Here is a 13,699-nt window from a genome sequence, read left to right as displayed (position 1 = left end):
AATGCCGGGCGGTCCACGTGATTCACTGCTTTATGAGAAAAGCACTGCTGATTGCGAGAAAAGCACTGCCTGTTGCACTGATGGCTGTCGGTTTGGTTGCCGGGATCGTGCCGGTGGGAGTGGCGGGAGCGGCGCAGCCGTCCTGGTCGGGCGATTACTCACTCAAACGCTTCGCCGCGTCGAAGCACGGTACGAGTCTGGCGGCGAGTCAGTCGGAGCCTGACTTCGCTGACACGTACACCTTCGCTACGGATTGTTCTGGCGGTCCCTGCGTGGCGACCGTGATCGGTGGTCCGCCGCCCGACAATCCAACTCTTCCCCAGCCAGCGACATACACGTGGGACGGGACCAGTTGGGTTCATCTTTACGACTGGCGATGGGACTGCTACATGGGCGCGGGCGTGGAGAAGGTGTGGCAGGACGCTCATTCGGAGGCGTACTACACGCCACAACCCGACGGCACCCTGATCGGCTCGTGGACCACCTGGATCACGGAGGAAGGACCGTGCCAAGGCACGGTGACCATGGATGTTGCTGCTTATCCCGTCCGTCCACATCCTCCGGCTTTCGGTAGCAGCGGCAGCTGACGGGTGTCGTCAGTCCGGCTCACGCCGCTGGAAATGACGCGCCGGGAATAGCAGGTCGACGTCTAGCGCTGAAAGTAATCCGAGCACGCGGGAATTGATTCCGACTCAGGCATGTTACTTGAGTGAGTAACGCTCAACTTTCTGCAAGGAGGCTTCGGAATGCCAGCATTCTTCGGGCCCGAGGGTCCCGGTCGTATCGATATTTCCCGGCTCATGAGCAGGGCCACTCAGCAACTTATGGCTGAAGCTGCACGCGCAGCATCTGCTCGCGGTGATTCGGATCTCGATGCACTGCACGTTCTCCGCGTCATGGCGGAGCAGGATCCGGTCCGCACGCTCATGCAGCGCGCCGGGGCTGACCCGAAAGCCGTAGTCGACGCCGTCGACCTGCGGCTCCCACAAGGCCGTGAGCAGGTCGGATTCACCGCACCCGCGCTCAGTAGTGCCGTCAAAACTGCTTTACTCGAGGCGCATCAACTGGCCCGAGCCCTCGGATCGACGTACATCGATCCCGAACACCTGTTCATTGCACTCGCCGGCGATCTCGATCACGCGCCCGGTCGTCTGCTCGCGTCTGCCGGCGTTACGCCGGAGAAGCTGCAGAATGCCGTTCGTAATCCGGATGTGCCTGCAGAAGAAGGGGAGTCCACTACGCCGATGCTCGACAAGTTCGGCGTCGACCTCACCGACCGCGCACGCAACGGTGGTGTCGATCCGGTGATCGGCCGCGCCGACGAGATCGAGCAGACTATCGAGATCCTCTCGCGTCGTACCAAGAACAACCCTGTTCTGGTTGGCGAGGCGGGCGTCGGTAAGACCGCCATCGTCGAAGGCTTGGCTCAGCGCATCGTCGACGGTGAAGTGCCGGATTCCTTGGTGGGCAAGAGAATTGTCCAACTCGAGCTCTCCAGTATGGTCTCGGGTACTCGCTACCGCGGTGATTTCGAGGAGCGACTCACCAAGGTCCTCGACGAGATCACGGCGCACTCCGGCGAACTGATCGTCTTCATCGACGAGATGCACACCATCGCTGGTGCCGGCGGCGGCGCTGAAGGTGCGATGGATGCCGGAAACATCCTCAAGCCCAAGCTCGCTCGCGGTGAACTGCACATTGTCGGTGCCACCACGCTCGACGAATACCGCAAGCACATCGAGAAGGATCCCGCGCTCGAGCGGCGCTTCCAGCCTGTTCAGGTGGGGGAGCCGTCGATCGAGGACGCGATCGCGATCTTGAGTGGTTTGCGCAGTCGCTACGAGGATCACCACAAGGTTCATTACACCGACGAGGCGATCACCGCTGCGGTAGAACTGTCTGCACGCTACATCGGCGATCGGTTCTTGCCGGACAAGGCAATTGACCTCATCGACCAGGCGGGCGCACGATTGCGGCTGAAGACCGCGACCGTCGATACCGCAGCGCTGCAGCAGCGTCTCGAGCAACTCGAAGCCGACAAGGAGAAAGCCGTCGCCGACGAGTTGTACGAGAAGGCTTCCACTTTGCGTGACGAAATCAACGTCGTGACGCAGCGCCTCGAGAAGGCAGGATCCGCGGCTCCGGCCGAGGAGGCACCTGACGTGACTGCCGAGCAGATCGCCGAAGTTGTCGCCCGCGCAACGGGTATCCCGGCCAGCCAGATGACTCAGGCAGAGAAGGATCGCTTGCGTCGTCTGGAAGAGGAACTGCACAGTCGTGTCGTCGGACAGGACGATGCTGTTCGCGCGATTGCGCGGGCAGTGCGTCGTAGCCGCACCGGCATGAGTGACCCGAATCGTCCGGTGGGTAGCTTCTTGTTCCTGGGTCCGACCGGTGTGGGTAAGACAGAGCTTGCAAAAGCTTTGGCCGCTACACTCTTCGGCGACGAGAACAAGATGCTGCGGTTCGACATGAGTGAATTCGGCGAAAGGCACACGGTCAGCAGGTTGGTCGGTGCACCTCCCGGATACGTCGGATACGGCGAGGCCGGACAGCTCACGGAACAAGTGCGTCGTAACCCGTACTCGGTGATCCTGCTCGACGAGATCGAGAAGGCGCACCCGGACGTGTTCAACACCTTGCTTCAGGTGCTCGACGACGGACGTCTGACCGACGGTCAGGGTCGCACGGTGGACTTCAAGAATGCCGTTGTGATCATGACCAGTAATCTCGGCTCGGACATCATCTCGAGCAAGTCCGGTGGGCTCGGCTTCATTACCGGCGACGCGGAATCGGCTGAAAAGCCTTTGCGTGATCGTGTGATGGCGCGCCTGCGTGAGTCGATGCGTCCGGAGTTCCTGAACCGGATCGACGAGATCGTGATCTTCCGCAAACTCGATGCCGAGCAGTTGCACCGGATCACGGACTTACTGCTCGACGACAGCCGTAAGCGCTTGCAGTCCAAGGGTATCGAGATCGAGTTCACGGCTGATGCTGTGGATTGGATTGCCGAACATGGTCACCAGCCAGAGTTCGGGGCGCGTCCGTTGCGTCGTTCGATCCAGCGGGTAGTCGACGACAAGATCGCCGACATGCTGCTCGACGATCTCCTCGAAGAAGGCGGCAGCATTACTGTTGGCGTCGACGAGGGTGAGTTGGTGTTCAGCTAGTTAGGCACACAGAATCCGAACGAACGTACCTTTCGACGCCTTAGATGCGACGGAAGGTACGTTCGCTCGGATGGGGGTGGTGAAAACCCATTCGCGTCGAGGCTCAGGGGACCCTTGTGTACACCGGGTCCTCGGAGGATCGGCGTGACGTGACCCAACCCAGGGGGAGGATGTTCTCGATCACATCTTCACGTGACTCGTCGAAAACCACGATGCGATCGGCAATTCGCCATTCGCCTTGTCGTCTTTCGAACCGGTCGACGTAACGGCACTTGATCGTGGCAAGTGTCTGCGCGGTGTTCGTGCTCGAGCGTTCTTGACGCAGGTAGCACAGACAGTACGACTCCGCTTGCGCGACATCGCCGTTGACGTCGATCAAGATGTTGGAAATGACATGCATCGACGAGTCGATGGTCTTGTGGCGGATCTTCATGTCTTCGATCAGGCCGTCGACGGTTCCGATGTAACCACCGTGATTGTCGATCGCGTCGTCGAAGTAACAGAGGGCGACGCTGTCGAAGTCCTTTCGATCGACCGCTCGGGCATACCGGTACAGAACTTCGGTGATTGCTTGCTTGTCAGCGAAGGTCACAGTGAAATCTCCTGTCCTGGAATCGGTGTGATCAGTCGACCTGCAGGGCAATGCCCTTGGTTTCCTTGATGAAGAACACGGTGACGAAGGTGATCACGGCACAGAATACGAAGTATCCGGCCGGGGCGAGCGAGTTTCCGGTCAGGCTGATGAGGTACGTCGCAATGAAAGGTGCAGTGCCGCCGAGGAACATGTTGGTGACATTGTTGCCGAGTGCCAGACCGCTGTATCGCACAGAGGCTTTCAGCATTTCCACGTAGGTCACGTACGAGGCTCCGTTGACGACAGAGACGCAGATGAACAGAACGGATTGCCCGACCACGGCCTGCCAGACGCTTCCGCCGGCCATCATCATGAACATCGGGATTCCGAGCAGTACTGCTGCGGCGCTACCGGCGAACAGCACCGGACGGCGTCCGTACTTGTCGGCCAGGTATCCGGAGGTGGGCAGCGTGATGACACCGAGTACCAGTGCGAGAGAAGTCGAAAGGAATGCGACTCGCGAGGAGTGACCGCCGGTGGTCTGGAGGTAAGTAGCCGCGTAGACGGATGCGATGTAGTAGCCGCCGGTGATGAGTGCGCCGAGCAGAATGATCTTGACGACGCTGCCGCCGGAGGTGCTGAGCAGTTCCCGGATGGGGAGCTTCTTCGTCTCACCCTTGTCCTGGAGCTCTGTGAACTGCGGGGTGTCTTCCATCTGGCTACGGATCCAGATGCCGATGCCACCGATCAGGAGGCTGAGCAGGAACGGAATGCGCCAGGCCCATTCCAGGATCTGCTCGTGGGTGAAGACGGACGTCAGGCCAAGTGCCATCAGCGATGCTGCCAACGAACCCAGGTAGGTTCCGGTGTTGACCATCGAGGTTTGCGTGGCGCGCCAGCGGGCGGGTGCAGATTCGGAGACGAAAGCGTTGGCGCCACCGAGTTCTCCGCCGGCTGCAAAACCCTGGAGACAGCGAGCGAGCACCAAAATCGAAGTCGCCCAGACGCCCAACGTGGCGTACGTCGGCAGTAGACCCATGCCTGCGGTGGCCAGCACCATCAGCAGAATGGTCCACGATAGGGCGTTCTTTCGCCCGTACTTGTCACCGATGTGGCCGAAGAAGATGCCACCGGGAACGCGTAGGAAGAATGCGACGGCAAACGCCGCGAACGTGCCGAGGAGCGCAGCGTTCGGGTCATGCGATACGAAGAACAGTGCCGCAATGGTTGTCGCCATGTATCCGTAGATGCCGAAGTCGTAATACTCGACGACGGTACCGACCACAGCCGCGCGAATGACCTTCGTGGTCGACTGACCCAGAGGTGCCGCTTCGCTGATCTCGCTGTCCTCGGCTCGCGCCATGGTCTCATTCTCTAACATTTTGGTCCCTACTGACTTGGGTTCGGTGCTGCGCAGACGATGACCGTCAGGCGTGAGCAAAGGAATGGACTGCTGCGTCGGAAACGCTGGTCCGGGTGAATTTCGCCGCATTACGTCCCGCGATGCGGCCCATGGTCAGAGCGTTGGCAACTGCGTTGCCCCCGCCTACATATCGCAATCCGAGGATTCCGGCGCCGGCCTCACCGGCTGCATAGAGACCCTCGACGGGGTTTCCCTCCCTGCCGAGTACAGCCGCATTAGAGTCGATTTCCATACCCGCGTGAGTGCAGACCAGCTCTGCGGGAAGGATTTTCGCCGCATAGAACGGCGCTGCCGAGATGCTGTCGGGATTACCGATCGCACCCTTGTTGCGCAGCGTCCGATGACGAAGGTAGTCGTCGTCACGGCCATTCGGGAGTTGTTGGTTCCACTTGTTCAGTGTCGACGCCAGCGTCTCGACTGGGACGTCGATCAGTGCAGCAAGTTCTTCGATGGTGTCGGCACGATAGGTGTTACCGGCGGCAACTTCCTGCTCGACGCGTTCGGGGTTCCAATCCGCGTATCCGGGAGCAAGACCGACGCGAGCAGTCTCGTCGAAGATCATCCAGCCGTAACCACCCTGTTGGTCGATGATTCCGGTGGAGACCGCATACGATGCGTCTTCGTCCATGAACCGGCGACCGTTCTGGTTGACGTAGATGCGCGACTTCGGTGGGAAACCGGACTGCCAGTGATGGAACCGCTGGAAGTACACGGTGGGCATGATCAGGCCCCAGTCGTCGCCGATGACGGGCGCATCCAGTTCACGCGCGAACCGAATATGGTCTCCGCGACTACCTTCCGCCGCGACGACGAACAAGGCGTCGCCCGCTTTGTTAGCGACGGGGAAGTACCGATCAACCAGTTCTGGGTTCTGCGCGAATCCGCCCGTGGCAACCACGACGGCTCCGGCGTGAACCTCGATGTCGTCGGCAACGACACCGACAACTCGACCGTCTTCCTTGATCAGCTTCTGCACCCGCGTGCCGAGGATGGCTTCGATACCGTGCTTACGACGCGCCCGGTCCAGTGTCTGAACAAGGCCATAGCCCTGGTCTTTCGGGACGTGGCCACGCCAGACATCTTCGACGCCGGCTTGCGCAAGCCCAGGTTGGTGAGCATTGCCGGAGATCGAGGTGGGGATCTCGACGCCCAGTTCGATGAGCCATTCCAGTGTCGGACCGGCATTTTCGCAGAAGGCGCGGATCAGTCCAGGCGCGAGGAGCCATTGGTTGAGGTCCATGTAGTGCTGGAAAAACTTCTCCGCGGAGTCCTCGATGCCGAGGCCGGCCTGCACGCTGGTGCCTGCTGCGGTGAAGATTCCGGCAGAAAGTTGTGTGGAGCCGCCGAGTTCGGTTTCGGACTCGAACAGGAGCACCGACGCGCCTTCTTCGGCGGCCGATACGGCAGCCGCCAGTCCGGCCCCGCCGCCACCGATGACAATGACGTCCCAGTCGTCACTCATGAAAGTTCTCCAGTCTCCGCAATGACGCGGTGGTACAAGCCATTCGAGACCAGTCCGCCGTCCACCGTCATTCCCGTTCCGGTGGTGTACGTCGACTTGTCCGACAGCAGAAAGAGCACGGCTTCGGTAATTTCATCCAGGGTTCCCATGCGCGCGAGGGGAACTGACTTCAGCGACGCGTCGATGAAGTCGCTCGTGGTACCGAGCAGTGCGGTTCCGACCATTCCCGGGTGTACCGAGTTGACGCGGATGCCCCACTGGGCGAAGTTGCCGGCAGCCGATTTCGACAGGCCGGTGAGGCCCCACTTGCTCGAGGAGTACGCGGGTGAGAAGTAACCGATCTGACCGGCGATGGACGAGATGTTGACGATGGAACCGCCACCGCTCTCGCGCATCAACGGCGCCACGGCCTTCATTCCGTAGAACGGCCCGAACAGGTTGATCTTCATGGTCAGTTCCCAGATGTCGTCCGGGGTGTCCATGAAGTCGAGTCGACGGGAGATGCCGGCATTATTGACCAAGCCGCCGAGTTCGCCATGGGTGGTACGGATGTCGTCGACCAGACTCGTCCACGCTGCGGCGTCGGTGACGTCGAGGGCATGTCCCGAAGCTGATCCGCCTGCGGCGGTGATCTCTTCGATCAGTTCCGAAGAATCGGCAACGTCTGCAACACAGACGTGCGACCCACGCGCTGCGAGGGTGCGCGCATGATGCGCACCCATGCCGGCAGCGCCACCGGTGACGAGAACAACTCCGGGGTAAGACGTTTGATCAGACATGCCGTGAACCGCCGTCGACTGCGATGCTGTGGCCGGTGACGTAGCGCGAGCTGTCCGAGAGCAGGAACAGCAGCGGGCCGAAGACTTCCTCGGGCGAGCCCAGGCGGTGCAGCGGCACTGCGTCGAGAGCGTTGGCGAGTGCGATCGGGTCTTCCTGTACCCACTTCGTCATGGCGGTGTCGATGTAGCCGGGAGCGATGGAGTTGACACGAATTCCCTTGTCGCCGAACTCTACTGCCAGCGATTCGGAGAGGTGCGCGACCGCCGCCTTGGAGGTGCAGTACGCACCGCGACCCTTACGCACACGCAGAGCGGACACGGAAGACATGTTCACGATGGCGCCGCCGGGCTTGATGTGGCGGGCCGCAGCCTGAGCGCCGTACAGCACGCCTTCGACGTTGACGCTCAGCGTTGCGCCGATCTGTTCGGGAGTGATCTCCTCGGCGAGTGCAAACGGGAAGATGCCCGCGTTGTTGATCCAGAAGTCCACCTGGCCGAATTCCTTCAGGGCCAGCTGGGCGAGCAGTTCGTGCTCGTCGGGCTTGGTGACGTCGACGCGAGCGCCGACTACACGGCCGGGCTTGTCTGCCAAGGATGTCGAGGCCAGGGCCGCATTGATGGTTTCAGCGGTGGCGAGCATCTGCTCTTCGTTGATGTCGGCGCCGACTACGTTGATGCCGCGCGTTGCCAAGCCTTCGGCGAACGTCGCGCCCATACCTTGCGCCGCACCGGTCACGACGGCGACCTTGCCGGCCAACTCGGGATACAGCACCAACAGTGGGGTGGCGACGGTACGGCCGGGATTGGACTGGTCAGCAACTGCGGTCATGATTGATTCTCCTACTGAAAATGGTCATGTACTAAAAGTTTTGGTTGCTCAGGAATGGGTCGAAGAGCGCGGTGCGTGTGCAGTGATGCTGTGCTGCGCAACAGTGTCGTCGCGGGAGACGACGCGCCGGTCAATCCGCCACCCTTCGTTCACTCGGACCACCCGATCGGTGATCGTTGTCATCCGCACCAATCGCGATTCGCCGCCGATGGCGGTTGCCACGATCTGCAAGTAGCCCCGCACAGTGACGACGCCGGGTTCGTGCGACTCGATCGCCAGGTTGGTCAATACGTGCCGGTGAACTTCACCCGCTGCTGATGCTCCCGAGAAGAAGCGGTCGGCAAAGGCTGTCAGCTCCGCGAATCCGACGACCGGTTCGGGATAGCTGGGTGAATGGAACTCGCCGTCGATTGTGAAAGTCTTTGCCCAGGAATCGGACTGACCGGTATCGATGAGGTGGCTCTGCATTCCGTAGAGCTGGTGAATCGAGGTAACGACCTCTGGTGCCAAGGAGCAGTGATCACTCATCAGACAAACTTCTTTCCGGACACGATTCGCTGCATTTGCCGAAACATGTGCAACTCGTTCGTTGGTGTGCGATAATCGCACGTGGTGTGCGATATAAACAAAGCGTAGGTGGCACACCTCACATACGTCAAGAAGGGGATTCCATGTCGGAACTCAACGAGGAGCATCGACCGCGCAAAAGCGCAGTTCAGGTGGACTCGAGCATGTCGAAAACGCTGCATCACGGACTTGCGGTTCTGGAGCTCTTGACGTCGTATCCGCATGGTCTCTCGGTCACCGACATCGCGGACGGCATCGGTGTTCACCGCACCGTGGCGCACAGGCTGATTCGCACGCTCGAGGCTCATCACCTGTGCCGCAAGGACTCCTTCAAGCGCGTCACGCTGGGCGCCGGGCTGGTCACTCTGGCGGAACCTGTCGAGCAGGATCTGCGGACCCTGGCTCGCCCCGTCCTTGAAGCGCTCGCCGACGCCACCGAGGCCACTGCTCACCTCGTGGTCCGTGAGAGCGAGGGGGTGGTGCGCGCACTGATGGTTGTCGAACCGCGCCGCGCCAAGGTTCATGTGGCGTTCCACCCAGGTCAGGTCGACCCGATCAATCGGGGGTCGGCAGGCCTGTCGATCCTTGCCTCGCTGCCACCCGTCGACGGGGAGCGTCAAGAGATCACTGCGGCGCGTGCTCGCGGCTACGCGATGACCGACGGGGAGGTCATTCCTTCTGTGCTTGGCATTTCGGCCGTTATTCCCGGCCGGCGCGGTGACGCTCTCGCCAGCCTCGGAATCTCGGTATTCGACACGGATGACCGCGAGGCTTTGGGTGCAGAGGTCGTCGCGGCGGCGCGCAACCTCGGCAGCATGTTGCGCTGATATCGTTGTGTGTCAATAATTTTCAGTTCTTCGGCTCTGGGCACGACAATACGGACCAACGCCCTCATCGCGTTGGTCCGCATTGTCGTGCGTAGGCCTTTCGGGCGTCTCAGTGAGTCGCTGAGAACCTCGCGGGCAGGATGCCGGCCGTAACCTCGCCGAACCCGATACGCGATCCACCGATGCCCGGTGCGGTCGCCGAGATGGAAATGGTGTCGCCGTCCTCGAGGAAGGTGCGCGTCTCGCTGCCCACTGCGACGGGTTCCTTTCCACCCCAGGTTAATTCGATGAAGGCGCCGCGCTGATTCTTCTCGGGACCGGAGATCGTTCCGGAAGCGAAGAGATCACCGGTGCTGGCGGTGGCTCCGTTGACGGTGGTGTGGGCAAGCATCTGTGCCGGCGACCAGTACATCTGTGCATATGGCGGCCGTGAGACTACGTGGCCATTCCACTCGACGGCCAAATTGATGTCCAGGCCCCACTTCTCGTTACCGCGCAGGTAGGGCAGAGGTTCCGGATCCTGGATGGGGGTATCGATCCGTGCCGCCTCGAGGGCGAGAAGCGGCACGACCCACGGGGAGATTGACGTCGCGAAACTTTTGCCGAGGTTGGGGCCGAGTGGGACGTATTCCCACGCCTGAATGTCGCGGGCAGACCAGTCGTTGACGACAACTGCGCCGAAGACGTGCTCGGAGAACTCGTCCGGAGTGATGCGATCCCCCATTTTCGACGGAGTTCCGACGATGAAACCCATCTCGGCTTCGATGTCCAGTCGACGGGACGGTCCGAAGTCAGGGTTTTCCTGATCGGGCGCCTTGCGCTGACCGCACGGACGGATGATGTCGGTGCCGGAGACGACGATGGTGCTCGAACGACCGTGGTATCCGACGGGGAGGTGCTTCCAGTTGGGCATCAGGGGAGCGGCGTCCGGGCGGAACAACCGTCCGAGATTGGTGGCGTGGTTCTCCGACGCGTAGAAATCGACGTAGTCGGCAACGGAGATGGGGAGATGCAGCGTCACGGTATCGACGGAAAATACTGCTTCCGTGGGGATTTCACCGGATACGAGTTCCGTGATCTGCTGGCGTACGGACACCCAACGTTCCCGGCCCTGAGCCATGAAGGCGTTCAAGGTCGGCTCCGCGAAGACGGAATCACCCAGCGCTACAGCCAGATCGATGACCACCTCGCCTACCCGCACGCCGACGCGCGGCGCTCCGCCGGCAGGCGAGAACACTCCGTAAGGAAGGTTGTTGATACCGAACAAGGAGTCGGCGGGAATGTCGATAGTTGTGGTGGTCATACGAGTGTTCCTTCTGTCTTCGGGCCGACGGAGATCAGTCCGAGGCTTTCGAGTTCGGTCAGGGGGTCCGTGATGCTGCAGGTGCCGAACGAGAGGAAGCGTCGACGGACGTCCACGGCGGCGTCGTTGGTCACATCGCTCAACGCGCTGGCGATCTTTGATTCGTTCCGCTCGGCAAGTGCTGCAACGACATCCGACCGCTCACCGCCGGCGGCTGCGACGGTGACAGCTGTCAGGATGTTGAGGAAGCCGTGTTGCTCGAATCCTGTTTCGGGATCCGTATTGCGTACGGCATGGTGTAGTCCGGCAGTTGCCTTGAACGGAATGCCCGCGCGGACAACAAAAATAATGGCGTCGGCAAGCTCGTCCTCATCCGGATACGCCTCGGCGACGATGCCTCCGGTCCGAAACTTTGCGGAGTATCCGGCCGCCGTCAGCGCGGCAAGATAGTCACCGCGCCGATCGTCACGTGGAACTTCCACAAAAATCTCGATGTCGGGATATGTGGAACGAATGCGTGCGAGTTCCGCGAAGGCCTCGGCGGCGTCGACACCGGGAGGTGTTCCCACCTCGACGGCGACAACACGAACACCGGGGAGTTCGACTGCGCTCGCCAGCGCGGCCGCTGTGTCGGCCGGACCCGTCGGAACCGTGAGACTCAAAGATAAGGAACTGTCTCCGGACAGGTGATCAGCCAGTTCGCCCAATCGCGGTGCCGGAAAGATGAACGGACCGACAAGCTCGGCGTAGTCGGCTCGGCGGTAGGCCGCGTGAGCCGGAACCGCGTCGGCCAGAGGCGCATTACCTGGCGGGAACAGGGCGGCATCGTCGCAGAGGCCTTGTAGGAGTGGGGAAATCACCGTCATTTCTGCGGCCCCCTTCCAGCCCAACTCCACGCGTACGAGTCGTCCTCGCACGCGAGTGCGCCTTCGCCGAGCTCGAGCGGTCTGAACGTATCGACCATCACGGCCAGCTCGTCGAAGAACTCGGCGCCGATGCTGCGTTCGTATGCACCCGGCTGCGGGCCGTGCGCGTGGCCACCGGGGTGAACCGAGATGGAACCCTGGCCGATCCCGGATCCCTTGCGCGCCTCGTAGTCTCCACCGCAGTAGAACATGATCTCGTCGGAATCGACATTCGAGTGGTAGTACGGAACCGGGATCGACAGTGGGTGGTAGTCGACCTTGCGGGGGACGAAGTTGCAGATCACGAAGTTGTTGCCCTCGAACGCCTGATGTGCCGGCGGCGGTTGGTGAACCCGACCCGTGATGGGCTCGTAGTCAGAGATGTTGAACGTGTACGGGTACAGACATCCGTCCCAGCCGACGACGTCGAAAGGATGGGTGGGATAGACCATTCGAGTCCCGACTATGCCCTGTGAGGTGCGGTGCTTCACCAGGACCTCGACGTCTGTGCCTTCGGCAATCATCGGCGCAGTGGGTCCGTGAAGGTCTCGTTCGCAGAACGGCGCATTCTCGAGCAGTTGGCCGAACCGTGAGAGGTACCGCTTGGGCGGAACGATGTGACTGTTGGCTTCGATCGCGTATGCCCGCAGCGGCTTGTCGCCCTTGGGGATCCAACGATGGGTGGTGGACATCGGAATGAGGACGTAGTCGCCTTCGCGTGCTTCGAGTGCGCCGAAGACGGTTTCGACGGTCGCCTCACCTGATTCGATGTAGACCATCTCGTCGCCGATTGCATTGCGGTACAGGGGAGATGCGGCGGCTGCGACGACGTAGGACAGTCGAACATCGGCGTTACCAAGGATCAGTCGACGGCCGGTCACGACATCGGTGTGTTCCCAGGCGCTTTCGGGAAACAGGGTGTGCAGTTTCAGGTGTCGCGGCTTGAGCGGGTGGTTGGGAGTGGTGCTCTGGTCGCGCAGTTCCCAGACTGTGGCATCGACGATCGACGACGGAATCTCGCGGTGGTAGAGCAGCGACGAGTCGGAGGAGAATCCCTCTTCGCCCATCAGTTCCTCGAAGTAGAGGTTGCCCATCTCGTCACGGTGTTGGGTGTGACGCTTCGGTGGGATGTTGCCGAGTTGTCGGTAGAACGCCATGACTGGGCTCCTTCTGTGGTGTTTCCGTCTGACTCACATCAACTAGATAGTAAATACATTAACTAAAATGATGTGACAGGCGCAACCGTTGAAGGCGATCGGATCTATGTCAGTTGCGTCCGCGGACGTCGAACTGGCTGCGATTGGTGATCAGTTTGTCCAGGAGCATGACAAGGATGCGCTGCTCAGCCTCGCTGAGCACGCTGACCCAGGCGTGTTCACGTTCGTTCTGCTCGCGAAACGCCTCGACCATGGCTTCTCGGCCCTTGTCGGTCAGGTAGAGCTGGACGGATCGGCCGTCGTTCTCGGTGGGGCGTCGGTCGATCATGCCGTCGGTGACCAGTGACTTGGACAGATTGGAGACCGCGGCCCGGCTCATTCCGGTGAGCTCAGCAGCGGCTTTCGGTTCGATCGGCCCGGCCAGCCAAGTCACGAACAGTAGGCGGAACGACGACCACGACCATCCCCGCGGCCGATGGATCGACGACTCGAGATCGTAGGTGACCACGTTGGATGCGCGATTGAGCGTCAACAAGACCTCGGTGGCCATGTGATGGCGAAAGCCGTGTTCGTCAGCGAGTCGTTTGTTCGCCAACTCGATGAACGACCAAAAGTTGAGTTCGCCGGTGCTCTCCTGGGCTTTCATCCCGTCACTCTATCTCGACCGGAAGGCGATCTTTGTACATCAGTTAATTAACTTGTG

13 protein-coding genes are annotated in these 13,699 nt (G+C 61.0%); 3 read left to right on the top strand and 10 right to left on the bottom strand.

Going from position 1 to position 13,699, the window contains the following annotated elements:
* Positions 1-32 precede the first annotated feature (32 nt).
* Positions 33-587 carry an Rv2253 family sensor-like surface protein gene (locus QM600_RS06825; RefSeq protein ID WP_283260706.1) on the top strand — a complete coding sequence of 185 codons (555 nt, stop codon included), beginning with the start codon at positions 33-35 and terminating at the stop codon, positions 585-587.
* Positions 588-746: 159 nt separating this feature from the next.
* Entirely contained in the window at positions 747-3,170 is a 2,424-nt protein-coding gene (locus QM600_RS06820; protein ID WP_283260705.1) for an ATP-dependent Clp protease ATP-binding subunit, read from the top strand.
* A gap of 103 nt (positions 3,171-3,273) precedes the next feature.
* On the opposite strand, the gene QM600_RS06815 is transcribed toward QM600_RS06820, so the two are convergent.
* From QM600_RS06815 to QM600_RS06790, 6 genes are all read right to left on the bottom strand, one after another.
* Positions 3,274-3,762 carry a nuclear transport factor 2 family protein gene (locus QM600_RS06815; RefSeq protein WP_283260704.1) on the bottom strand — a complete coding sequence of 163 codons (489 nt, stop codon included), beginning with the start codon at positions 3,760-3,762 and terminating at the stop codon, positions 3,274-3,276.
* A 31-nt stretch (positions 3,763-3,793) separates the two neighbouring features.
* Positions 3,794-5,107: an MFS transporter gene (locus QM600_RS06810; protein WP_283260703.1), complete on the bottom strand. Its 1,314-nt coding sequence runs from the start codon at positions 5,105-5,107 to the stop codon at positions 3,794-3,796.
* A gap of 64 nt (positions 5,108-5,171) precedes the next feature.
* On the bottom strand, positions 5,172-6,629 hold the full coding sequence (locus QM600_RS06805; RefSeq protein WP_283260702.1) for an FAD-dependent oxidoreductase: 1,458 nt from the start codon (positions 6,627-6,629) through the stop codon (positions 5,172-5,174).
* Entirely contained in the window at positions 6,626-7,408 is a 783-nt protein-coding gene (locus tag QM600_RS06800) for an SDR family NAD(P)-dependent oxidoreductase (protein ID WP_283260701.1), read from the bottom strand. Before QM600_RS06800 ends, QM600_RS06805 begins: the two co-directional genes overlap by 4 nt.
* Positions 7,401-8,237 carry an SDR family NAD(P)-dependent oxidoreductase gene (locus tag QM600_RS06795; protein ID WP_283260700.1) on the bottom strand — a complete coding sequence of 279 codons (837 nt, stop codon included), beginning with the start codon at positions 8,235-8,237 and terminating at the stop codon, positions 7,401-7,403. The genes QM600_RS06800 and QM600_RS06795 overlap by 8 nt, the downstream gene beginning before the upstream one ends.
* A 48-nt stretch (positions 8,238-8,285) precedes the next feature.
* Complete coding sequence (locus QM600_RS06790; protein ID WP_283260699.1) at positions 8,286-8,765, bottom strand: nuclear transport factor 2 family protein; 480 nt, start codon at positions 8,763-8,765, stop codon at positions 8,286-8,288.
* A gap of 143 nt (positions 8,766-8,908) precedes the next feature.
* On the opposite strand from QM600_RS06790, the gene QM600_RS06785 reads away from it, so the two are divergent.
* A complete protein-coding gene (locus QM600_RS06785; RefSeq protein ID WP_283260698.1) occupies positions 8,909-9,631 on the top strand; it encodes an IclR family transcriptional regulator in 723 nt (240 codons plus the stop codon).
* A gap of 109 nt (positions 9,632-9,740) precedes the next feature.
* Here QM600_RS06785 and fahA read toward each other — a convergent pair whose 3' ends face one another.
* From fahA to QM600_RS06765, 4 genes are all read right to left on the bottom strand, one after another.
* Positions 9,741-10,934 (bottom strand): fumarylacetoacetase, encoded by a 1,194-nt coding sequence (gene fahA / locus QM600_RS06780; RefSeq protein ID WP_283260697.1) that lies wholly within the window; start codon positions 10,932-10,934, stop codon positions 9,741-9,743.
* Positions 10,931-11,800, bottom strand: a complete 870-nt coding sequence (locus QM600_RS06775; protein ID WP_283260696.1) for a hypothetical protein — start codon at positions 11,798-11,800, stop codon at positions 10,931-10,933. The genes fahA and QM600_RS06775 overlap by 4 nt, the downstream gene beginning before the upstream one ends.
* Positions 11,797-12,996, bottom strand: coding sequence for a homogentisate 1,2-dioxygenase (locus QM600_RS06770; protein ID WP_283260695.1), 1,200 nt, complete (start codon positions 12,994-12,996; stop codon positions 11,797-11,799). Before QM600_RS06770 ends, QM600_RS06775 begins: the two co-directional genes overlap by 4 nt.
* Positions 12,997-13,105: 109 nt before the next feature.
* Positions 13,106-13,642: a MarR family winged helix-turn-helix transcriptional regulator gene (locus QM600_RS06765; protein ID WP_283260694.1), complete on the bottom strand. Its 537-nt coding sequence runs from the start codon at positions 13,640-13,642 to the stop codon at positions 13,106-13,108.
* Positions 13,643-13,699: the final 57 nt, after the last annotated feature.

It is taken from the genome of Rhodococcus sp. IEGM 1379, from assembly GCF_030056815.1.
In the GTDB taxonomy this organism is placed as follows: Bacteria; Actinomycetota; Actinomycetes; order Mycobacteriales; family Mycobacteriaceae; genus Rhodococcus_F.
Note: the sequence above shows the minus strand (reverse complement) of the source record. Positions and strands in the feature narration are given on the sequence as shown.

What these genes read in the sequence shown, in the direction of transcription:
- QM600_RS06825 (WP_283260706.1), top strand. Translation starts at nt 33, where the DNA reads ATGAGAAAAGCACTGCTGATTGCGAGAAAAGCACTGCCTGTTGCACTG.
- QM600_RS06820 (WP_283260705.1), top strand. Translation starts at nt 747, where the DNA reads ATGCCAGCATTCTTCGGGCCCGAGGGTCCCGGTCGTATCGATATTTCC.
- QM600_RS06810 (WP_283260703.1), bottom strand. Translation starts at nt 5,107, where the DNA reads ATGGCGCGAGCCGAGGACAGCGAGATCAGCGAAGCGGCACCTCTGGGT.
- QM600_RS06805 (WP_283260702.1), bottom strand. Translation starts at nt 6,629, where the DNA reads ATGAGTGACGACTGGGACGTCATTGTCATCGGTGGCGGCGGGGCCGGA.
- QM600_RS06800 (WP_283260701.1), bottom strand. Translation starts at nt 7,408, where the DNA reads ATGTCTGATCAAACGTCTTACCCCGGAGTTGTTCTCGTCACCGGTGGC.
- QM600_RS06795 (WP_283260700.1), bottom strand. Translation starts at nt 8,237, where the DNA reads ATGACCGCAGTTGCTGACCAGTCCAATCCCGGCCGTACCGTCGCCACC.
- QM600_RS06790 (WP_283260699.1), bottom strand. Translation starts at nt 8,765, where the DNA reads ATGAGTGATCACTGCTCCTTGGCACCAGAGGTCGTTACCTCGATTCAC.
- QM600_RS06785 (WP_283260698.1), top strand. Translation starts at nt 8,909, where the DNA reads ATGTCGGAACTCAACGAGGAGCATCGACCGCGCAAAAGCGCAGTTCAG.
- fahA (WP_283260697.1), bottom strand. Translation starts at nt 10,934, where the DNA reads ATGACCACCACAACTATCGACATTCCCGCCGACTCCTTGTTCGGTATC.
- QM600_RS06775 (WP_283260696.1), bottom strand. Translation starts at nt 11,800, where the DNA reads ATGACGGTGATTTCCCCACTCCTACAAGGCCTCTGCGACGATGCCGCC.
- QM600_RS06770 (WP_283260695.1), bottom strand. Translation starts at nt 12,996, where the DNA reads ATGGCGTTCTACCGACAACTCGGCAACATCCCACCGAAGCGTCACACC.
- QM600_RS06765 (WP_283260694.1), bottom strand. Translation starts at nt 13,642, where the DNA reads ATGAAAGCCCAGGAGAGCACCGGCGAACTCAACTTTTGGTCGTTCATC.